Source organism: Streptomyces sp. NBC_00988 (genome assembly GCF_045162645.1).
Classification (GTDB): Bacteria; Actinomycetota; Actinomycetes; order Streptomycetales; family Streptomycetaceae; genus Streptomyces.
In genome coordinates this window covers 6,636,800-6,656,463 of record NZ_CP108730.1, presented here as the reverse complement: position 1 = coordinate 6,656,463, position 19,664 = coordinate 6,636,800, and the positions used below count along the sequence as shown (strand labels likewise).

General features: G+C 72.1%; 19 protein-coding genes. 1 reads left to right on the top strand and 18 read right to left on the bottom strand.

Translation table 11 applies throughout. The features are described from left to right. Positions 1-8: 8 nt before the first annotated feature. The 7 genes from OG496_RS30565 to OG496_RS30535 form a co-directional block, all read right to left on the bottom strand. Positions 9-677, bottom strand: a complete 669-nt coding sequence (locus tag OG496_RS30565; protein ID WP_405973187.1) for a response regulator — start codon at positions 675-677, stop codon at positions 9-11. Beyond that, positions 674-2,017, bottom strand: coding sequence for a sensor histidine kinase (locus OG496_RS30560; protein ID WP_405976742.1), 1,344 nt, complete (start codon positions 2,015-2,017; stop codon positions 674-676). Before OG496_RS30560 ends, OG496_RS30565 begins: the two co-directional genes overlap by 4 nt. A 175-nt stretch (positions 2,018-2,192) precedes the next feature. Continuing rightward, the gene (locus OG496_RS30555) at positions 2,193-2,870 is read right to left on the bottom strand and encodes a response regulator (protein WP_405973186.1); all 678 of its coding nucleotides are present in this window, start codon (positions 2,868-2,870) and stop codon (positions 2,193-2,195) included. After that, positions 2,867-4,237, bottom strand: coding sequence for a sensor histidine kinase (locus tag OG496_RS30550; RefSeq protein ID WP_405973185.1), 1,371 nt, complete (start codon positions 4,235-4,237; stop codon positions 2,867-2,869). Before OG496_RS30550 ends, OG496_RS30555 begins: the two co-directional genes overlap by 4 nt. Before the next feature lie 10 nt (positions 4,238-4,247). Further along, positions 4,248-5,471 (bottom strand): acyltransferase, encoded by a 1,224-nt coding sequence (locus tag OG496_RS30545; protein WP_405973184.1) that lies wholly within the window; start codon positions 5,469-5,471, stop codon positions 4,248-4,250. Beyond that, positions 5,464-6,546, bottom strand: coding sequence for an alpha/beta hydrolase (locus OG496_RS30540; protein WP_405973183.1), 1,083 nt, complete (start codon positions 6,544-6,546; stop codon positions 5,464-5,466). The genes OG496_RS30545 and OG496_RS30540 overlap by 8 nt, the downstream gene beginning before the upstream one ends. Before the next feature lie 165 nt (positions 6,547-6,711). After that, positions 6,712-7,629, bottom strand: coding sequence for an alpha/beta hydrolase (locus OG496_RS30535; protein WP_405973182.1), 918 nt, complete (start codon positions 7,627-7,629; stop codon positions 6,712-6,714). Between the two features lie 209 nt (positions 7,630-7,838). On the opposite strand from OG496_RS30535, the gene OG496_RS30530 reads away from it, so the two are divergent. Continuing rightward, entirely contained in the window at positions 7,839-8,543 is a 705-nt protein-coding gene (locus OG496_RS30530; protein ID WP_405973181.1) for a TetR/AcrR family transcriptional regulator, read from the top strand. 15 nt (positions 8,544-8,558) lie between these two features. On the opposite strand, the gene kynU is transcribed toward OG496_RS30530, so the two are convergent. The 11 genes from kynU to OG496_RS30475 form a co-directional block, all read right to left on the bottom strand. Beyond that, a complete protein-coding gene (gene kynU, locus OG496_RS30525) occupies positions 8,559-9,758 on the bottom strand; it encodes a kynureninase (RefSeq protein ID WP_405973180.1) in 1,200 nt (399 codons plus the stop codon). Beyond that, positions 9,751-10,590: a tryptophan 2,3-dioxygenase family protein gene (locus tag OG496_RS30520; RefSeq protein ID WP_405973179.1), complete on the bottom strand. Its 840-nt coding sequence runs from the start codon at positions 10,588-10,590 to the stop codon at positions 9,751-9,753. Before OG496_RS30520 ends, kynU begins: the two co-directional genes overlap by 8 nt. A 154-nt stretch (positions 10,591-10,744) precedes the next feature. Then, entirely contained in the window at positions 10,745-11,158 is a 414-nt protein-coding gene (locus OG496_RS30515) for a DUF3151 domain-containing protein (RefSeq protein WP_019063040.1), read from the bottom strand. A gap of 120 nt (positions 11,159-11,278) precedes the next feature. Then, positions 11,279-12,757 carry an MFS transporter gene (locus tag OG496_RS30510; protein WP_405973178.1) on the bottom strand — a complete coding sequence of 493 codons (1,479 nt, stop codon included), beginning with the start codon at positions 12,755-12,757 and terminating at the stop codon, positions 11,279-11,281. 87 nt (positions 12,758-12,844) lie between these two features. Next, positions 12,845-13,876 carry a class II fructose-bisphosphate aldolase gene (fbaA, locus tag OG496_RS30505; RefSeq protein WP_366494516.1) on the bottom strand — a complete coding sequence of 344 codons (1,032 nt, stop codon included), beginning with the start codon at positions 13,874-13,876 and terminating at the stop codon, positions 12,845-12,847. A gap of 132 nt (positions 13,877-14,008) precedes the next feature. Beyond that, a complete protein-coding gene (pyrE, locus tag OG496_RS30500) occupies positions 14,009-14,557 on the bottom strand; it encodes an orotate phosphoribosyltransferase (protein WP_366494518.1) in 549 nt (182 codons plus the stop codon). A 10-nt stretch (positions 14,558-14,567) separates the two neighbouring features. After that, the gene (locus OG496_RS30495; RefSeq protein ID WP_405973177.1) at positions 14,568-15,356 is read right to left on the bottom strand and encodes an aldose 1-epimerase; all 789 of its coding nucleotides are present in this window, start codon (positions 15,354-15,356) and stop codon (positions 14,568-14,570) included. A 56-nt stretch (positions 15,357-15,412) separates the two neighbouring features. Then, a complete protein-coding gene (locus tag OG496_RS30490; protein ID WP_405973176.1) occupies positions 15,413-16,381 on the bottom strand; it encodes an SRPBCC domain-containing protein in 969 nt (322 codons plus the stop codon). A 129-nt stretch (positions 16,382-16,510) separates the two neighbouring features. Then, on the bottom strand, positions 16,511-18,106 hold the full coding sequence (locus tag OG496_RS30485; protein ID WP_405973175.1) for a polyamine aminopropyltransferase: 1,596 nt from the start codon (positions 18,104-18,106) through the stop codon (positions 16,511-16,513). 147 nt (positions 18,107-18,253) lie between these two features. Next, on the bottom strand, positions 18,254-18,790 hold the full coding sequence (locus OG496_RS30480) for a DUF2617 family protein (RefSeq protein WP_405973174.1): 537 nt from the start codon (positions 18,788-18,790) through the stop codon (positions 18,254-18,256). A 453-nt stretch (positions 18,791-19,243) separates the two neighbouring features. After that, positions 19,244-19,549, bottom strand: coding sequence for a hypothetical protein (locus OG496_RS30475; RefSeq protein ID WP_405973173.1), 306 nt, complete (start codon positions 19,547-19,549; stop codon positions 19,244-19,246). Positions 19,550-19,664 lie beyond the last annotated feature (115 nt).

Genomic DNA, 19,664 nt, shown 5'->3' with positions numbered 1-19,664 from the left:
CTCTGTTCCTAGCCCGGCCTCACCAGCCTCGCCTCGTACGCGAACACCGCCGCCTGCGTACGGTCCCGCAGCCCCAGCTTCACCAGGATCCGGCTGACATGGGTCTTGATCGTCGACTCGGCGACCACCAGCCGCTCGGCGATCTCCCCGTTCGACAGCCCCTGCGCGATGAGGACCAGCACCTCCGTCTCCCGCTCGGTCAGATCCCCGTACGTCCCCTGCTGCGCGGCCGCCATCAGACGGGGTGTCTCGGACAGCTTCGAGAACTCCGTGATCAGCCGCCTGGTGACGGAGGGCGCGAGCAGCGCCTCGCCGGCCGCCACCACCCGCACCCCGTCGGCGAGTTGACGCGCCGAGGCGTCCTTGAGGAGGAACCCGGAGGCTCCCGCGCGCAGCGCCTGGTACACGTACTCGTCGAGGTCGAACGTGGTGAGCACCAGCACCTTCGCGTTACCGTCCGCCGCGACGATCTCCCGGGTCGCCTCGATGCCGTTCATCTCCGGCATGCGGATGTCCATCAGCACGACGTCCGGGGCCAGTTCGCGCACCCGCTCGACCGCGTCGCGCCCGTTCACCGCCTCGCCGACGACCTCGATGTCCGGCATCGCGCCCAACAGGACCGAGAAGCCCTCGCGCACCATCATCTGGTCGTCCGCGATCAGTACGCGGATCGTCATGCGTCACCCTCCCTCGCACTGGGCGCCGGTTCACTCGCACTCGGGACCGGCAGGAACACCGTCACCTCATAGCCGCCGTCGTCCGCCGGGGCCGCCGTCATCTCACCGTTCAGCATGGAGACCCGCTCCCGCATCCCGGTGATGCCGTGCCCCGCACCCGGCGAGGGCTTCACCAGGCTCGGCTCGGGCATCGGGCCGTTGACTATCCGCAGGCCCAGCCCGCCCAGCACGTAACCGATCTCCACCCGGGCGCTCGCACCGGGCGCGTGCCGCAGGGTGTTGCTCAACGCCTCCTGCACTATCCGGTACGCCGACAGCTCGACGCCCTGCGGGAGTTCACGCACCGCCCCCGTCACCGCCTTGTCGACGCTCAGGCCGGTGTCGCGCACATTGGCGAGCAGCGCGTCCATGTCGGCGAGGGTGGGCTGCGGGGCGTCGGGCGCCTCGTAGTCCTCCGCGCGCACCACGCCCAGGACCCGGCGCAGCTCGGTCAGGGCCGCCACCGCGTTCTCCCTGATCGTGACGAACGCGCGCTCCAGCTCCGGCGGCGGGTTCTCCACGCGGTAGGGCGCGGCCTCCGCCTGGATGGCGACCACCGACATGTGGTGGGCCACCACGTCGTGCAGCTCGCGGGCGATCGTCGTGCGCTCCTCCAGCAGCGTGCGCCGGGAGCGCTCGTGCGCCGTCACCGTCAGCTGCGCGGTCACCTCCTGCCGGGCCTCCCGGCGTATCTGCCAGACCGCGACGCCGAGCAGGACCAGCGCGGAGCTGAACAGCACCTCCGCCGTGTCGGAGCGGAAGTCGCGGCCGTCGGAGACGTTGCCCGCGATGAAGCCGTAGACCGCCGTCAGTACCCACATCCAGGCGGCGGTGCGCGGCCGGGTGCGTATGGCCACGATCGTCAGCACGAACAGATGGCAGGCAAAACTGCCGGCCAGCCACGGCCACGAGTCGTCCCACTCGTTCGCCAGCATCGTGGCGACCGGGGTGGCGACCATGGACAGCCAGAACGCGCCCACCGGCCGCACCATGGTCAGCAGCACCGGCGCCAGGGCGAGCAGGCCGAGGATCGTGTTGCTGCCCGCGCCGCGGATTCCGTTGTCCGAGGCGATGAGCATCGCGAGCAGGCCGGCCGCGACGATCAGGGCGTGCGGGCTCCAGGCCGCGTACTCCCGCGCCCGCCCCTTCAGGCGCCGGGTCAGCGGGCCTTCGGCGGTGGAGCGGGGCAGCGGGCGGTAGGCGAAGGCATCGTGGAACAGCTCCTGCCGCAGCCCGCGCAGGGCGTCCACGGCCAGCCTGAACTCCGGGCTGCGCGGCTTGGCGGCGGCGCCTGGCGGCATCTGCTGGGTCGTCTCGGTCACATTCAAAACGGTAGGCGGCGGGGCGGGTAGCCGTCGTCACCTGTGAGAAGGGTCCTGGGCCGTCCGTCTCAAGTACTACGGGTATGCCTGACGGGCTGGTTTCAGCGGCTTCGGTGGCTGCCGTGGTCGCCGTGGTGCAGCAGCCGCCGTGGTTTCAGCGGCCGCCGCCCGGGCGGACCAGCCCCGACTCGTAGGCGAACACCGCCGCCTGCGTGCGGTCCCGCAGGCCCAACTTCACCAGGATGCGGCCGACATGGGTCTTCACGGTCTGTTCGGCGACGACCAGGTGCTGGGCGATCTCCGCGTTGGACAGACCCTGCGCGATCAGTGCGAGGACCTCCGTCTCGCGCTCGGTGAGGTCGCCGACGCGTGACTTGAGCGGGGTGCGCGGGGTGCCGTTCAACCGGGAGAACTCGGCGATCAGGCGGCGGGTGACGCCGGGCGCGAGCAGCGCGTCACCGGCCGCCACCACCCGTACCGCCTCGGCCAGTTGGTCGGCGGACGCGTCCTTCAGGAGGAAGCCGGAGGCACCGGCGCGCAGTGCCTCGTACACGTACTCGTCGAGGTCGAAGGTGGTGAGCACCAGGACCTTGATCTGCGGGGTCGCGACGGTGATGAGACGGGTGGCCTCGATGCCGCCGAGTTCGGGCATGCGGATGTCCATGAGGACGACGTCCGGGGCGAGCTCGGCGACCTTGGCGACCGCGTCCAGGCCGTCGACCGCCTGGCCGACCACCTCTATGCCGGGCTGGGCGTTGAGCAGCACGGTGAAGCCCTGCCGGACCATCTGCTGGTCGTCGGCGATCAGTACGCGGATGGTGCCGCTCGTCATGGGGTGTCGTCTCCTGTCGGGAAGATGAGCTCGGGAGCGGGTGGTCCGTCGGGGTCGACGGGTTCGTCGGGGAGCGCGACGCCGTCCCGGGGCAGGAACGCGACGATCGCGAAGCCGCCCTGGAATGTTTCCGTCGCGGTCAGGTGTCCGCCGAGCATCGACGCGCGCTCCCGCATCCCGAGCAGGCCGTGACCGGCGCCCAGGGAGGGCTGGACGGCTTGCCGCGGGCGGGAGTTGGTGACCGTCAGCTGCAGCCCCTCGGGGAGGTGGGTGACCTCGACGGCGACCGTGGAACCTGGCGCGTGACGCAGCGCGTTGCTGAGCGCCTCCTGGATGATCCGGTACGCCGACAGCTCCACGCCGGGTGCCAGCGGACGCGCCTCGCCCCTGATCTCGCTGCGCACGTCGAGCCCGGCGCCCCTGGTGTTCTCCATCAGGGCGTCCAGCCGGTCCAGCGTGGGCTGCGGGGCGTGCGGGGCAACGCCGGTGCCGGGGGCGGCGATGGCGTACGGGTCCTCCGGATACTCCGGGTTCTCCGAGCGGAGCACGCCGAGGACCCGGCGCAGTTCGGCGAGGGCTTGAAGGGCGTTCTGCCGGATGCCGTCGAGGTTCTCCTTGAGCTCGTCCGACGGGTTCTCGACCAGGTGGGGCGCCACTTGGGCCTGGATGGAGATCACCGACATGTGGTGCGCGACCACGTCGTGCAGTTCGCGGGCGATACGGCTGCGCTCCTCCAGGAGGGTGCGGTGGTGCCGCTCCTCCGCCGTGATCGTCACCTGCTCGACGAGTTGGGTTCGTGCCTCGCTGCGGCCGCGCAGGGCGGTGCCGACGAGGACGGCCACCGCGCAGACGGCCACCGCGACCGTGCCCGTCGAGGAGTAGCTCTGGGCGCCGAGCACCCCCTGGATGACGAACGTCGTCACCCCGGTCACGGCCAGCGCGGCGAGGGCTCTGCGGGCGGGTACGCGCAGCGCCAGCAGCAGGAGTACGGCGGCCTGGACGATGACTTCGGTGGTGCTCCAGGGCCAGTTGGGGCCGGGGTACGGGCCGTGGTCCAGAGCGAGTTGGGGCTCCAGGGCGGCACGCGCGGCCAGCGCGGTGACGGCCGTGGTGGTCAGGGACAGCGCCCAGGCAGGGAACGGGCGACGCAGCGCGAGGACCAGGGCGACGCCCTGCCCGAAGCCCGCCAACAAGCCCTGGGGCACGCCCAGTTCGTACTCGCGCATCATCTCGTCCGTGCCGGACAGGGAGAGGCCGAGAGCGGCGAGGGAGACGAGGGCGTACGTGACAAGGCGCAGCCGACGGTGTCCGGGGAACAGGGTGGGTGCGGTGGGCGGGGTCTCGGCACCGTCGGCAGCTGCGGTCATCTGGTCAACCCTAGGCACGGTGAGGGGACTTCGCTCGGAGGCGGGTACGGAAACCGGTGCCGACCGGGCGCGGGCGCGGGTCCTGCTCGTACGTCCGGAACGCCGTCCAGCAGATCGTCAGGGCCAGGGCGAACACCGGGAGCCAGGCCACCCGGGCCGCGACCCACGTCAGGTCGTCGGGGCGGGTGTGCAGGCCGGGCAGGTGGCCCGCGGGGAGGGTCGTCGCTGTGGCGGCCATCAGGGCCGTCTGGTGCCAGAGGAAGACCGTCATCGCGGAGAGGTTGACCAGGGCCACCGCCGACCAGGCGAGCGGACGGCGCATCGTGCGGCGCAGGCGGTCGCGGAGGAGCAGGGCGAGTCCGCACTGGGCCAGGCCGAAGGTGACCGCGGCCAGGGTCGGCGGGTCGAGGTTGGAGATCGTGGTGCCGGGGACGCCGACCATCGACGCCGGGTAGCCCGCCCAGAGGACGAGCGCCGCCGTCGCCGCCGTACCACCGGCCAGCAGGACCCAGCCCGCGCGGGCGCGGTCCAACTCGCCCCGGGTCCAGGCCGCGCCGAGCGTGTACGGCACCAGCCAGCCCGCCGCCACGTTCACCCAGCCGAGCCAGGACGGGCCGCCGAGTCCGAAACGGATCAGGTCCACGTGCAGTACGACGGCCAGCGGCCACAGTGGGTTCAGCCGGGTCACGAGGGGAGTCGCCGCCGTCAGGCCCGCGAACACGAGCAGGAACCACATCGGCGACAGCGCCAGCTTGACCAGGGTGCGCACCGTCTCGAAGTCCGCGCCGGACACGAGCAGCGCGATCGCCGTCACCGTCCACAGGGTGAGGAGCGCGGCCGCCGGTCTGAACAGCCGGGCCAGCCGGGCGGTCAGCCATTGCCCGTACGTCGTGCCCCGGGCCCGTGCGGAGGCGTAACCACGGGTCGCCACATGGCCGCCCACCAGGAAGAACACCGCCAGCGTCTGGAACACCCAGGAGATGGGCGTCAGCCACGGCATGTGCTGCAACGGGCTCGCCGTGTGCAACGTGCCGCCGTCCGCGACCAGCGCCGTCACCAGCCAGTGGCCCAGGACGACACCGAGGATCGCGAGGGCGCGCAGGGCGTCCACGGCACGGTCCCGGTCGGGCGGGGTCGTGGCGTCGACCCGGGCGGCAGCGTGCCGTAGGCCGTGCAGGCCCTGCCGTATCCCGATCCCGTTCGTCCTCGTACTGCTCAGGGTCCGCTTACGCATGGGTCACCTCCGAGGTCTCGCCCAGGACGATCCGAGCGAGGTTGGCCAGGGAGGCCGTGCCCGGGGTGAAGTAGTCGCTGTGGCCGACGTCGCCGGCCGCGAAGACACGGGCGCCGAACGCCGGGGACACCGGGTCGGTGCCGAAGCCGACGGTCGTGCCGAACAGGTCCGCGCTGACGTGCGGGACGCCTCCGACCCAGTCGTCGGCGCCACGTCCCGCCCAGACCCGGGCCGGGGTGCGCAGACCGGCGGCGGAGTCGACTCCCGTGCCGGGGCTGCCGATCAGGGCGATGTCGGACACGGCCAGACCGGCGGCGGCCCGCCCGCACACGACCGTGCCGTACGAGTGGCACACCAGCGTGATGTGCGCCCCGCGGCCGGTGACGGCGTGCACCTGCCGTATGAACTCCCGTAGGTGCGGGGCCGCTTGGTCCGCTCTGTCCCCCGTCAGGACCGTGGTGCTCACCGTGCGCGGGGTCTGGTAGCCGAGCCAGGACACCACCGCTGTACGGGAGTCGGGGGCGTCCCGGGTCAGTTGGCGGCGCAGGTTGAGCGCGGTCGCGCGGAAGCGGTCGTAGGTGTCGAGCGTGGTGTCCGAACCCGGGACCAGGACGGCCACGCGGTCGGCGTGCGCCAAGTCGCCGAGGACTTCCGTCGCTTGGCCCTCGCCCCGGCCGTCGAAGGTGAGGAGATTCCGGTCCGGGTCGGCCATCGCGCGGTCCGCCGCGGCGCGACGGTCGTCACCGTTGGCGGCGGCCATCCGGGACGCCTCGCCGGCGTTGGCCCGGTTCGCCGCGTACGCCTCGTCCAGCGTGGCCGGTGTGAGCGGGGCGAGGGCGGCGGGCGCGGGCGCGGGGATCTCGGGCTGCGCCGCGGCGGAGAGGGGGATCACGACGGCGCCGGTGACGAGGGCGGCGAGGAGGGCGCGACGCCATCTGCCGGTGCGGCGACGCCTGTCCGCCCGCGGCACGGAATCCGCGGCAACTTCCGCACCCAGCTCGGCAGTTGCCGCCTCGGCCGCCCCCGTATCGAGCCCCGTATCAAGCCCTGTATCGAGCTCCGTCCCCGTCCCCATCCCCGTCTCCCCTCCCCGTCCGCCCGGTTGTCGGGCTGGATCATCTGGAAGGAAAATTACGGATCCGGGGTCGTCGTCCGCGTCACACCAGGGAGCTCACCTGCGTCGTAGCTCTCAGGTATTACGGGTATGACCGGGACGGACAGGCACCCGGGCGGAGGCCGCTCACCACGCCAGCTGTGCGATCTCCTCCGCCACCACCGCGCAGGCGTCCGCCGCCGGGTCGATCAGCGGGAAGTGGCCGACGTCCTCCAGCAGCGTGAGGCCCACGACCTCGCCCGACTTCGCCGCCGCGTCCGCGTAGGACTCGGCGACCGCCTGGGGGACCTCGATGTCGGCGCGGCCCTGGACCAGGGTGGTCGCGATGCCGGTGGGGAGGAGGAGCGACGGGTCCGCGTACGGCAGACGCTCGGCGAACTTGGTCTCTCCGCCCAGGAGTTGAGCGGCCGCCCCGCCGCACACCGCCAGCTTCTCGGCGACCGTGAAGTCGGCGATCGGGGCGAGCGCGACCACACCGCGCAACGCGGCGGGGGCGCCGGTGCGCCAGGGGGCGTCCTTCGGGAGGACGTGCCGGGCCGCGGCCCAGAGGGCGAGGTGGCCGCCCGCCGAGTGCCCGGTGATCACCGTGCGGCGCGGATCGGCCTGCGGCAGCGCCTCCCGTACGAGCGCGGGGAGGGCGTCCAGCGCGGCGGCGACATCGTCGAAGGTGTCCGGCCAGCGCCCGGCGAGCGGGCCGCCGGTAGCGCCAACCGCACTGCCCTGCGCCGGAATTGAGGCGCCCTCCGCAGGACTCGCGGGCCCCCGCCGGTACTCGACGTTGGCCACCGCGAACCCCCGTCGCGCGAGGAAGTCCGCGAACGGGGTGATGTGCCGGCGGTCGTACGGGGCGCGCCACGCGCCCCCGTGCAGTACTACGACCAGGGGTGGAGCCTCGCCCGGCACGCGTTCGCCGCGCGGGGCGTAGAAGTCGATCACCTGATCGGGGTGGTCGCCGTACGCGGCGGTGCTGTCGGGGTCGACGGCGGGGTGCGAGAAGGCCGACTCCTCTTCTGCGGCGGCACGTGCGGCTGCGTCGTCCGGCATGCTCCAACCTCTCAGCGACGAAACGGATTTGGACGGTTCGGATGTGGCGGACCTGGAGAAGATTGCGGCCGTTGGCGGGACGCTACCAGGCCGGTGACGTGCGCGGACACGCGGATGTCACGCTGGGTGAGGGTTAAACGGTTCTGCTGTTTCGTTACGCTGACGCCGTGCCCGTCACGGCACCTCATCAGCACTCCAAGGAGACCGCAATGTCCGCCGAGGACGAGCACGCACACAGACCCCAGCCCGACCCTGAGCCCGCCCCTGAAACCGACCCCGGACCCGGCACCCTGCGCCCCGGTGGCCGCACGGCACGCGTGCGTACGGCGGTGCTGCGGGCCGCGGGTGACGTGCTGGCCGAGCAGGGCGTCGACCGGCTCGACCTCTCGGACGTCGCCCGGCGGGCGGAGGTCGGCAAGACCACGGTGTACCGGCGCTGGGGTTCGGTGACCGCGCTGGTCGCGGACCTCCTCGTCGACATGGCCGAACAGTCGCTGCCGCGCGAGGAGACGGGCTCGCTGCTCGGCGACCTGCGCGCCAACGCCCTGCTCGTGCAGCGCACCCTCGCCGATCCCCGGCAGGGCGCCCTGTTCCGCGCCGTCATCGCCGCCGCGACCTGCGACGCCCGTACGGCCGAGGCCCTGCGCCACTTCTACGAGGTGCGGGTCGCCGAGTGGACTCCCTGCGTCGAACAGGCCGTGGCGCGCGGGGAGTTGCCCGCCGGCACCGATCCCTCCCAGGTCGTACGGGCCGTATCGGCGCCCCTCTACTACGAGTTGCTGACCACCGGGACCGCCCCGGACACCCCCGCCGCGGAGCGCGCCGCGCGCGCCGCGCGGGCCGCCGCCGTGGCAGGGGTGTACGTCACCAGCCTGTCCGACGATCTAACCGCTCCCATGGCCTACGACGGTTAGATCGAGATACAGCTTCTAGCGGACCACGTCTCCCAGCGTCCGAGCCGCCCGCTCCACGTCCCCGAACCCGACGTACAACGGCGTGAATCCGAACCGCAACACGTCCGGATGCCGGAAGTCGCCGACCACGCCCCGCTCGATCAGCCGCTTCATCACGTCCCCGGCGTCCGCACACCGCAGCGCGACCTGGCTGCCGCGCTCCGCGTGCGCCACCGGAGTCACCGACTCCACCCGCCCGGCGGGGACGTACGACGCCACGCACTCCAGGAAGAAGTCCGTCAGGGCAAGGGACTTGGCGCGCACCGCCTCGATCGAGACGCCACCGCCGTCTCCGTCCCACACCTCAAGGGCCGCTTCCAGAGCGAGCATGGACAGGATGTCCGGCGTACCCACACGGCCGCGCAACGCGCCCGCCGCCGGTTCGTAGGCGGGCCGCATACCGAAGGGTTCGGCGTGCGAGTTCCAGCCGGGGAGCGGCGAGTCGAAGCGGTCCTGCAACTCCCGCCGCACATACAGATACGCGGGCGAACCCGGGCCGCCGTTCAGGTACTTGTAGGTGCAGCCGACCGCGAGGTCGACCCCGTGCTCGTCGAGTCCGACCGGCAGCGCGCCCGCGCTGTGGCACAGGTCCCAGACGACCACAGCACCCGCCGCGTGCACCGCGGCCGTCAGCGCGGGCAGGTCGTGCAGCCGGCCGGTGCGGTAGTCGACGTGGTTGAGGAGCACCGCCGCCGTACGGTCGCCGAGCGCGCCCGGCACCTCGGCCGGGGCCACCGGCCGCAGCGTGCACCCGGTCATCCGGGCCGCCGACTCGGCGATGTACCCGTCCGTGGGAAAGGTCGTGGCGTCGACGACGATCTCGTCCCGCCCCGAGCCGGCCGTCATCCGCACGGCCGCCACAAGTGCCTTGAAGACGTTGACACTTGTGGAGTCGCCGACGACGATCTGCCCGGCCGCCGCCCCGACCAGCGGAGCGATCCGGTCGCCGATCCGCTCGGGCGCGGTCCACCAGCCGCTCTCGTCCCAGGAGCGGATACGCAGTTCGCCCCACTGGCGGCGTACGACGTCCTCGACCCGCCCCGGAACACCGACCGGCAGCGCGCCGAGCGAGTTCCCGTCGAGGTAGACAACGTCATTGAGGACGAACTGCGAACGCACACCGGCCAGTTCGTCACCGGCGTCCAACTTCTCGGCCTTCAGAACGAGTTCAGACATGGGACCGCGCCGTCCACAGCTCGGGGAACACGTTCTTCTGGGCCCGCTTCTCCAGCCAGGCCACGCCCGCGGAGCCGCCGGTCCCGGTCTTCGCGCCCATCGCGCGCCGGGTGGCGACAAGGTGGTCGTTGCGCCATCGCCAGACCAGTTCGGCGACGTCGGTCAACGCCTCGCCGAGCCGGGCGAGTTCGTCGCCGGCGTCACCGGCGTAGAGGGCGGTCCACACCTGCTCCACCGCGTCCGACGGCTCGTACCGCAGCGTCACGTCACGCGTCAGTACGGCCTCGGGGACCGCGTGCCCGCGCCGGTCGAGGAGCCTCAACACCTCGTCGTAGAGGCTCGGTTCCTGCAGGGCCTTCTCCAACTCGGCGTGCACGCGCGGCGCTCCGCGGTGCGGGACGAGCATGGACGCGGACTTCTCGCCGAGGAGGAACTCCATGCGGCGGTACATCGCGGACTGGAAGCCGGAGCCCTCACCGAGGGCGGCGCGGTAGGAGTTGAACTGGGCCGGGGTCAGCTGGCCGAGGGGCCGCCAGGAAGCGTTGAGCGCGTCGAGTTCCCGTACGGAACGCTTCAGCGCGTCGATCGCGACCGGCACCCGGTCCTCGCGCAGGGCGCGCGCGGCGGTCTCCCACTCGTGGACGATGACGGTGAACCACAGCTCCATGACCTGGGTGGTGACCAGGAAGACCATCTCGCCGGGGTCGTCGGAGCGGGTGTGCTGGAGGTGGGTGAGGACGTCGGCCTGGACGTAGTCCTCGTAGGGGGTCGTCCCCCGGAAGTCGAGATGCGGGGCCTCGGGCTCCTGAGGTTCCTGAGCCGGTTGGGACATCGCTGTCTCCTGATGCGTACTCCGGGTAGCGGTCCGCCCCTGCCGAATTCCGACACGGGGGCCCCGGTCCCCACCGGGCATCCTCCCCAATGGTCCCCCGAGACCGCAAGGTCCGCCTGGTCACACCAGGCGGACCTGCATCAACGTCCCCGGACTAGCCGAGCGTCTGGGCCGCCGTCGGCGAGGAGTCCTTCAGGAACTGGCTGCACCGCGCGTACTCCTCCTGCTCCCCGATCGCCTGCGCGGCACGGGCGAGGCCGTGCAGGGCCCGCAGGAACCCGCGGTTCGGCTCGTGCTCCCAGGGCACCGGTCCGTGCCCCTTCCATCCGTTGCGCCGCAGGGAGTCGAGCCCGCGGTGGTAACCCGTACGCGCATAGGCGTACGACTCCACGACACTCCCCCGCTCGAAGGCGTCGTCGGCCAACAGCGCCCAGGCCAGCGAGGAGGTCGGATACTTCGCGGCGACATCGGCGGGCGTCGCACCACTCGCGAGGAGGTCGCGCGGCCCGGGGTCTTCGGGGAGGTGGGTCGGGGGCGGTCCCCCGAGGAGGTTCTCGTGAATCGTCATGGGTTCCAGTCTCCCCCAGGGACGGCGATTGCCCGGCATCAAGGCCGACAAGGCCAACAAGCCCGACGCGCCCGACAAGCCCGCCGAGCCGTCGCGCCACGACCCCGCCCCTTGCCCCGCCTACTGCCCCGCTTCGAGACGCCCCTTCCCCACCCGCGGCTCCAGCGGCGGAGCCGTCACCCACCCGTGTGTGAGGCACTCCGGGCGGCGGCAGTCCGGGGCCGGGCGGCGTACGGTCGCGTAGGCCAGGACCGAGCCCACCACCAGGACGCCCGCGCACCACCACATCGCCCGGTCGAAGGCGTGGTCGAAGGCGCCCGCCGAGCGGTACGCCTCCGGGCCCATCCCCGCGAGCAGCGGCAGCGCGGCGACCGCGATGAGGCCGGCCGCGCGGGCCGCCGCGTTGTTGATGCCGCTGGCCAGGCCCGCGCGGGCCGTGTCGACGGAGGCGAGGACCGTGGCCGTGAGCGGGGCGACCAGGACGACCATGCCGGCGCCCATCACCAGGAGGGCCGGTACCACGTCGGCGAGGTAGGAGGCGTCCGGGCCGACACGCAACATCAGCAGCATCGCCGCGGCGCACAGGAGCGGGCCGACCGTGAGGGGGATGCGGGGGCCGATGCGCTGGGCCAGTTCGCCGGAGCGGGCCGAGAAGAGCAGCATCAGGGCGGTCGTCGGGAGGAGCGCCGTGCCTGCCTGGAGCGCCGAGTAGCCCGCCACTACCTGGAGTTGGAGCGCGGTCAGGAAGAAGAAGCCGCCGAAGGCCGCGTAGACGCAGAAGGTGACGAGGTTGACCGCCGTGAACTGGCGCGACGCGAAGATGTCCGGCGGCATCATCGGGTCGGCGCTGCGCTTCTCGACGTAGACGAAGGCGACGCCCGCGGCCACGCCCGCGACGGCGGTCAGCACGACCACCAGCGAGCCGTTGCGTGCCTCGATCAGTGCGTACGTCACGAGCGCGAGCGACACGGCTCCCAGTGCCGCGCCGAGGACGTCGAAGCGGCCGTGCTTGCGGCCGTCCGCCGACTCGGGGACGTGGCGTACGGCGATGGGGGCGCAGATGACGGCCATGGGGACGTTGATGAGGAACACCCAGCGCCAGCCGGGGCCGTCCACCAGCCAGCCGCCCAGGAACGGGCCGATCGCCGCGCCGATGCCGCCGAAGCCGGACCACAGGCCGACCGCCCTGGCCCGGTCGTCGGGGTGGAAGGAGGCCTGGATGAGGGCGAGGGAGCCGGGGGTGAGGAGCGCGCCGCCGATGCCCTGGAGCGCGCGGGCGGCGACCAGGACGGTCACGTTGGGGGCGAGTCCGCACAGCAGGGACGCCGCCGCGAACCAGATCACGCCCAGGACGAAGATCTTGCGGCGGCCGTAGCGGTCGCCGAGCGAACCGCCGAGGAGGATCAGGCCGGCCAGCGTCAGCATGTACGCGTTGACCGTCCACTGGAGGGCGGCCAGGTCGGCGTCGAGATCGCGGCCGATGCGGGGCAGGGCGACGTTGACGACGGTGGAGTCCACCATGGCCATGCTGGAGCCGAGCACCGTGGTCAGCAGGATCCACTTGCCCTGGGGCGAGGCGAGCCGGACATCGGAGGACATGCCCCAGGTATACAACGAGCCCGGTGCCGTAGCACCGGGCTCGCGAAAAGGGCGCCGTAAACCCTCGTGAACGCCTCGAAGAGACGGTTACTTGATCTTCGTGCCCGTGGAGCGCAGGTTCGAGCACGCCTCGGTGACGCGCGCCGCCATCGACGCCTCGGCGAGCTTGCCCCAGGTGCGCGGGTCGTAGGTCTTCTTCGAGCCGACCTCGCCGTCGACCTTCAGCACACCGTCGTAGTTGCGGAACATGTGGTCCGCGATCGGGCGCGTGAACGCGTACTGGGTGTCGGTGTCGAGGTTCATCTTCACGACGCCGTTCTCCAGCGCGGTGGCGATCTCCTCCGGCGTGGAGCCGGAGCCGCCGTGGAAGACGAAGTTGAACGGCTTGCTGCCGGCCGGCTGGCCGTACTTCGCGGCCACGCCCTCGTTCAGCTCCTTGAGCAGCTCGGGGCGGAGCACGACGTTGCCCGGCTTGTACACGCCGTGCACGTTGCCGAAGGACGCGGCCAGCAGGTAGCGGCCCTTCTCGCCGAGGCCGAGCGCCTCGACCGTACGGATCGCGTCCTCGACCGTGGTGTAGAGGGAGTCGTTGATCTCGTGCGAGACACCGTCCTCCTCGCCGCCGGTCGGCGTGATCTCCACCTCAAGGATGATCTTCGCGGCGGCCGCGCGGGCCAGCAGCTCCTGCGCGATGGCGAGGTTGTCGGCCAGGGTCTCCGCCGAGCCGTCCCACATGTGCGACTGGAACAGCGGGTTGCCGCCGGCCTTCACACGCTCCTCGGAGACGGCGATCAGCGGACGGACGTAGCCGTCGAGCTTGTCCTTGGGGCAGTGGTCGGTGTGCAGCGCGACCGTGACCGGGTACTTCTCGGCGACGATGTGCGCGAACTCGGCCAGGGCCACGGAACCCGTGACCATCTCCTTGGCGTACTGGCCGCCCAGGAACTCGGCGCCACCCGTGGAGATCTGGACGATGCCGTCGCTCTCGGCCTCCGCGAAGCCGCGCAGCGCAGCGTGCAGGGTCTGGGTCGAGGTCACATTGATGGCCGGGTAGGCGAACTTGCCTGCCTTCGCCCGGTCGAGCATCTCGTTGTAGACCTCGGGGGTTGCGATGGGCATCTGTCCGCTCCTTGGTATGTGCGGGTTGGCGATCTTCGCGATCTGCGTGCTACGGCCCTGACCTAGACCTTGGGTGCGACGTCATCGTCGGCCCCATCTTTCCAGACGCGGCCGGATGCTAAGAGTGGGCGGTCAGTCCAGGCCCAGCTCGTCCTTGGAGTAGGCGAAGAGATACGGCACCCCGGCCCCCGCCTCGATCTTCTCGGCGGCACCGGTCGCCCGGTCCACGATGGTCGCGACGCCGACGACCTCGGCACCGGCCGCGCGCACGGCCTCGACCGCGGTGAGCGGGGAGTCGCCGGTGGTGGAGGTGTCCTCGACGACCAGGACGCGGCGGCCCTTGATCTCGGGGCCCTCGACCTGGCGCTGCATGCCGTGCGCCTTCGCGGCCTTGCGCACGACGAAGGCGTCCAGCTTCCGCCCCCGCGCGGCGGCGGCGTGCAGCATCGACGTGGCGACCGGGTCGGCGCCCATGGTCAGCCCGCCGACCGCGTCGAAGTCGAGGCCGGCGGTCAGGTCCAGCAGCACCTGCCCGACGAGCGGGGCGGCCTCGCCGTCGAGGGTGACGCGGCGGAGGTCGATGTAGTAATCGGCCTCCAGCCCCGACGACAGGGTCACCTTGCCGTGCACCACGGCCTTGTCCTTGATCTGCTGCAGCACCACGCCGCGTACGTCCGTCATGCCGCCCAGCTTAGAGGCGGGTCCACGCCCAGGTCATCGTGGCTTCCAGCGGCTCGATCGGGGTGACCAGGCGGGGCAGGGTGTTCAGGCCGTCGGGCGGGCCGGTCTGCGGTTCCACGCACACGGCGGCCTCCTGCTCGTCGTAGACGACGACCCACTCCTCCGGGCTGGTCACCTTCAGCTCCAGCTGCCCCGGCCAGGTCAGCGTGACGTCGACGCCGCCGGGCATGCCGAAGCAGTCGTCCCAGGGGCCCGGCCTACGGTCGACGCGCTTGCCGGTGGGGAGATGGTCGTCACCGCGCTCCTCCTGCCAGGCGGGGCTGAAGTCGACGGTGACGTCCTCGCCACCGAGGTTGCGGTGGAACCACGGGTGCCAGCCGATCTGCGCCGGGAAGGAGTCGTCGTACGCCTCCACCGCCATCGTGAGCGTCAGGGAGTCCCCGGTCAGCGCGACGGCCTGGGTGACGCGGCCCGGGTGGGGCCAGGGATCGACCAGGTCGTACGTGATGACCGCCTCGTCGGCCGACCTGCGGGCGGTGCGCCAGGCGCCGTCGCGGACCGTGCCGTGGATGGCGTGCGGCGGGGAGTTGAGGGGCATCTGGCGGACGGTCGTACCGTCCCGGAAGCGGCCGTCGCGGATCCGGCCGCACCAGGGGACCATCGGGAAGCACCCGAACCGCTCGCCCTGGCGCAGGAGTTCGGTGCCGCCGACGCGGAGCCCTCCGATACGGCCGCCGTTGCCCGGCTGCACCGTCACTTCCGCGTCGCCCGCGGTCAGCGTGATCTCTTCGTTACTCACGGCACGACCCTACTGGGCGGATCGACGGTCCGATCAAGAGGGCGTTCGGCGAACCGTCAACGGCGTTTGCGCAGCACCCTGTTGACCACGATCGCAGAGGCCAGGATCACCGCCGCGGCGGGGGCCGCCCAGCGGAGGGTGGCGTTCGCCGCCACGGTCTGCGGGGCGGGGACGGGGGCGTAACGGCCGCGCGGGGGCGCGTGGTCGACCTCCTCCGCGCTGCGGCCGATCATCGTGCGGCGGGCGTGGGCGGCTTCGGCGGGAGGTTCGGAGGTGTCGGCGAAGGTCTCGGAGACGTGGGGTCCGGGTTCGTCCAGGCCGCCGATGTCGCCCACGGGGTCGTCGACGTCGTCGACGTCGTCGATTTCGTCGGGCTCGTCGGGCTCGTCGGGCTCGTCGGGCTCGTCGGGCTCGTCGGGCTCGTCGGGCTCGTCGGGCTCGTCGGGCTCGTCGGGCTCGTCGGGCTCGTCGGGCTCGTCGGGCTCGTCGGCCAGGGGTTCCAGGGGCGGAGGCGGAACCTCGGTCTCCGGTGTCTCCAACACGGCGGCGGGGTCGGTGAGTTCGGCCGGCCCCGGTTCCTCCGCCTCCCCATTCGCCTCCGCTTCCGCTTCCGCCCCCAGGTTCTCCGCGAACCGGTCCAGCAGCCTGGTCGCCGCCGCCCGCACCGCGTCCGGCGCCAGCTCGGTGATCCGGCCGTCCGCCGTCGCCGTACTGTCGAAGACGAGGGTGGAGCCGCCGTCGGACTCGCGGACGCGCAGCGTGAGCGCGAGTTTCACGGAACCGGTGCCGCGGGCCTCGGTCGCGTCGCCCTCCACGGCGTACGTACCGTCGTCCTGCGCGGAGACGCGCACGGAACCCCGGTAGGTGATGGAGTGGCTGCCGACGCGGACCTTCAGGCGTCCGGCGACGGGTTCGGTACCGGCGTCCTGCTGGAAGCCGGGGACGGCGCGGGCGACCCGGGCGGGGTCCGCGAGTGCGTCCCGCAGTTGCTCGGGGGTAACCGGAACGTGCACCTCATGCTCCATGCTTGCCGAGCCTACCTAGGTTGACCGGGGGTACACCTGCCGTTGCCCAGAAGTGCCGGTGTGTTGGTGCGGGCGTCGGATGATGCCGACGGGCGCTGAAAAGCAAGCGCCCCTCCTGCACACAAACCCTCAGTACCGCGGATGCACCAACGTGGAAGCCGCCAGCCCCGGCACCCGCGTCCGCTCCGCCGCCCGTTCCTCGCTCGCCAGCCCCGGCTCCGCGGGCGCCACCCCCCGGGTCGCCAGCACGAACCCCCAGTCCCGCGGGGCCCGAGACGTGCCGGTCGTCCGGTCGGGACCCGCCGCGAACCCCGAGGCACGGCCCCCCACCCGGTACGGGACGGCGTGGAGCCCGGCCGCGCGAACCGTCGAGACGACCGTCCAGAAGACATGGCGCCGGGAGGAGACGGGACCCGCGTGCACGACCAGGCGCCCCCGTTCCGTGAGGGCCCGGCGGGCGAGGCCGTAGAACTCCTGGGAGTACAGCTTCGTGCTGGCGGTGATGCCGGGGTCGGGGAGGTCCGCGACGACCACGTCGTACGAGCCCGGGCGGACCCCGCGCAACCGGTCGAAGGGGTCGCCCGTGGTGACGTGGACGCGCGGGTCGTCGTAGACATGACCGTTGAGGGCGGACAGGGCGGGGTCGTGGCGGGCCAACCGGACGACGCCCGCGTCGAGTTCGACGATGTCGACGCGCCGCACGCCCCGGTGGCGCAGCACCTCGCGGGCAGCGAGGCCGTCGCCGCCCCCGAGGACGAGCACGCGCGCGTGGGGGCCGTTCATCGCGGGGGCGACGAGTGCCTCGTGGTAGCGGTTCTCGTCGCGTCCGCTGACCCTGAGGCGGCCGTCGAGGAACAGGTCGAGGGGGCGGCCGTGGTCGCCGCCGGTGAGGACGACCTCCTGGACGTCGGTCTGGAGCGCGACGCGGACGTCCTTGCCGTAGACCGCGTGCCGCGCGGCCCGTTCGAAGTCGTCGACCAGTACGGCGGCGGAGGCGAGCAGGCCGAGGACGGTGAGGTTGGTGATGACCAGGAGCCAGCGACTCCGGCGGGAGAGGTCGCGGCGGAACAGGCCCAGGACCAGGGAGCCGCCGGCGACCACGTTGACCGTGCCGGTGAGCAGGGTGCCGGTCAGCTGGCCCAGAAACGGCAGGAGGAGGAAGGGGAAGGCGAGGCCGCCGACCAGCGCACCGACGTAGTCCGCCGCGAACAGGTCGGCGACCGCACCCCCCGCGTCCTGGCGGCGGATCCGCTGGATCAGTTCCATCAGCAACGGGACCTCCGCGCCGATCAGCAGCCCGATGGCGAGCGAGAAGGCGACCAGGAGGCAGCGCGGGCCCTGGGCCCACAGCCCACCCCAGTTCCCCGTCCAGGCGAAGACCGCGTACAAGGCCATCGCGCTGCACCCGCCGATCAGCGCGAGGGCCGCCTCGACCGCGCCGAACCCGGCCGCCGCGTGCCAGCGCAGGCGTTTCGCGGCGAGCGAGCCGATGCCCATCGCGAAGACCATGACGGAGAGGACGACGGACGCCTGGGTGACCGAGTCGCCGATCAGGTACGAGGCGAGGGCGACGAGTTCGAGTTCGTACACGAGGCCGCAGGCCGCGCAGACGAAGACGCCCGCGAGCACCAGGAACCGGCCCGTGCCCGGCCGTACGGGCAGCCGCGCGGGGCCTGCCCACGGTGGCTGGGTACCCGGCCGGGCCGGCGCGTGCGGTTCGATCACGCTGCGACGTTACGTCACATGACGGGCACGCTTCGTCACCCACACGTGTGGAATGTGTTTACAGCGACCGGGGTCGGTGTCGGCCGGCACAAGACGGTGGACCGGGGCCGGGGTCGGCCACGCGGGCCCGTCCCGGCCCGTCCACGTTCACACCGGCGACGGCATCGCGTGCCCCACCGGCACCCGCACCCCCACCCGCGTCCGGGTCGCCACCAGCTGCCCGTCCTGCGGATACGCGTGCCAGGTGCGCCAGAGCACCTGGCCCTCGTGCCGCTGGGCGAGCATCGCCGTGAAGGCGTGCGGGCTGCCGGGGAAGACCCCGGCCAGGCCGTTGGGATGGTCGGCGACCAGGGCCAGCAGTTCCTGGGCGCGGCCCGCGAACTGCCCCGGGGACAGCACCTCGACCCGGGCCGCGAACTCGTACTCCCAGTCGCCGACCCGCTTGGCCACCCCGAGCGGCAGCGGTGTGCTGGAACCCGGGATGCACGCGACCGTCTCCGAACAGCTGCCCCGCTCCTCGTCCAGGAGTACCTGGTGGGACGCGCCGAGCAGTCTCAACTGGAGCTTCGCACCGGCCAGTTCGAGATCGAGCGTGGCCAGGGCGGGAAGCGGCTCGCGCCCCAGGGTCCAGGCGAGGTCGGCCGCGCGCGTATCGGTGTAGGAGGTCTTCAGGGTCGTGAGCATGGATCGGCTCCGCTAGCACGCAAAGAAAGGGGAGGTAAGGGGAGGTGTGGGGGTCCGGCACACCCCGGCCGACACCGGGACATCGGCCCGGTCAGCCCAGTGAGGAGAAGGTGTCTGCAGGCGCCCGAGGGGTTGCGTTGGGGCTGCGTTGGTGATTTAGAGGGAATCATGAGCGGTGGCGCCACCACAGCGTTTTTACCCAACTTCGTGGGGTTTCCATCCCTCAGGGGGCTGCACAGCTCAACTGTTCAACCAAGGCGTACGCCCAGGCGTGTCAGGCGCGCGCCGGAGCGCCCGCCGGGAGCGGTCTCCCGACGGGCGCCACGACCCCCCGTCCGATACTTTTCGATACCTTTCGACCCCTTTCGCGGTGCCCCTTCGGTTCCTTCGCGGCGCTCGGCTGCCCCGTGTCAGCTGTCACCGCGTCCGGCCCGTCCGGTCACCGCGTCCGGCTCAGCTGCCCCCGCCGCAGCCGCCCCCACCCCCGCAGGACGAGCCCCCGCCGCACGACGAGCCGCCCCCGCAGGACGAGTGCCCGCCGCCGCAGGAGTGGTGGCCCCCGTGGTGACCGCCGGAGTGGCCGCCGCCCGAGGACGACGAACCCCCGTCCCCGGCCCACCAGCTGCTCGAACCGGCCGCGCCCCCGGAGAGCCCGGACCGACGCCCCGATCCCTTGCTGAGCTTGTCCCTGCGCCCCGCGCGGACGACCGCTCCTACGAAAGCCACTGCGATGACCGCCAGGATGATGCCGAAGACCATGGCGTCACCCTCCTTCCGATTCCCCCGAAGCGGCCCCCCGTGGGCGCCCCGGTTGGTGCGTGAAGCAGGGATGCCCGGCCGTCTCACCTGCCAAAGCAGAGTTGAGGAACTCCAG

Excerpts from the sequence above, each read along its gene's own strand:
- OG496_RS30515 (WP_019063040.1), bottom strand. The coding sequence starts at position 11,158 with ATGACGATTCACGAGAACCTCCTCGGGGGACCGCCCCCGACCCACCTC.
- OG496_RS30510 (WP_405973178.1), bottom strand. The coding sequence starts at position 12,757 with ATGTCCTCCGATGTCCGGCTCGCCTCGCCCCAGGGCAAGTGGATCCTG.
- OG496_RS30555 (WP_405973186.1), bottom strand. The coding sequence starts at position 2,870 with ATGACGAGCGGCACCATCCGCGTACTGATCGCCGACGACCAGCAGATG.
- kynU (WP_405973180.1), bottom strand. The coding sequence starts at position 9,758 with ATGTCTGAACTCGTTCTGAAGGCCGAGAAGTTGGACGCCGGTGACGAA.
- fbaA (WP_366494516.1), bottom strand. The coding sequence starts at position 13,876 with ATGCCCATCGCAACCCCCGAGGTCTACAACGAGATGCTCGACCGGGCG.
- OG496_RS30480 (WP_405973174.1), bottom strand. The coding sequence starts at position 18,790 with ATGCTCACGACCCTGAAGACCTCCTACACCGATACGCGCGCGGCCGAC.
- OG496_RS30475 (WP_405973173.1), bottom strand. The coding sequence starts at position 19,549 with ATGGTCTTCGGCATCATCCTGGCGGTCATCGCAGTGGCTTTCGTAGGA.
- OG496_RS30565 (WP_405973187.1), bottom strand. The coding sequence starts at position 677 with ATGACGATCCGCGTACTGATCGCGGACGACCAGATGATGGTGCGCGAG.
- OG496_RS30550 (WP_405973185.1), bottom strand. The coding sequence starts at position 4,237 with ATGACCGCAGCTGCCGACGGTGCCGAGACCCCGCCCACCGCACCCACC.
- OG496_RS30490 (WP_405973176.1), bottom strand. The coding sequence starts at position 16,381 with ATGGAGCATGAGGTGCACGTTCCGGTTACCCCCGAGCAACTGCGGGAC.
- OG496_RS30545 (WP_405973184.1), bottom strand. The coding sequence starts at position 5,471 with ATGCGTAAGCGGACCCTGAGCAGTACGAGGACGAACGGGATCGGGATA.
- OG496_RS30535 (WP_405973182.1), bottom strand. The coding sequence starts at position 7,629 with ATGCCGGACGACGCAGCCGCACGTGCCGCCGCAGAAGAGGAGTCGGCC.
- OG496_RS30520 (WP_405973179.1), bottom strand. The coding sequence starts at position 10,590 with ATGTCCCAACCGGCTCAGGAACCTCAGGAGCCCGAGGCCCCGCATCTC.
- pyrE (WP_366494518.1), bottom strand. The coding sequence starts at position 14,557 with ATGACGGACGTACGCGGCGTGGTGCTGCAGCAGATCAAGGACAAGGCC.
- OG496_RS30560 (WP_405976742.1), bottom strand. The coding sequence starts at position 2,017 with ATGCCGCCAGGCGCCGCCGCCAAGCCGCGCAGCCCGGAGTTCAGGCTG.
- OG496_RS30530 (WP_405973181.1), top strand. The coding sequence starts at position 7,839 with ATGTCCGCCGAGGACGAGCACGCACACAGACCCCAGCCCGACCCTGAG.
- OG496_RS30540 (WP_405973183.1), bottom strand. The coding sequence starts at position 6,546 with ATGGGGACGGGGACGGAGCTCGATACAGGGCTTGATACGGGGCTCGAT.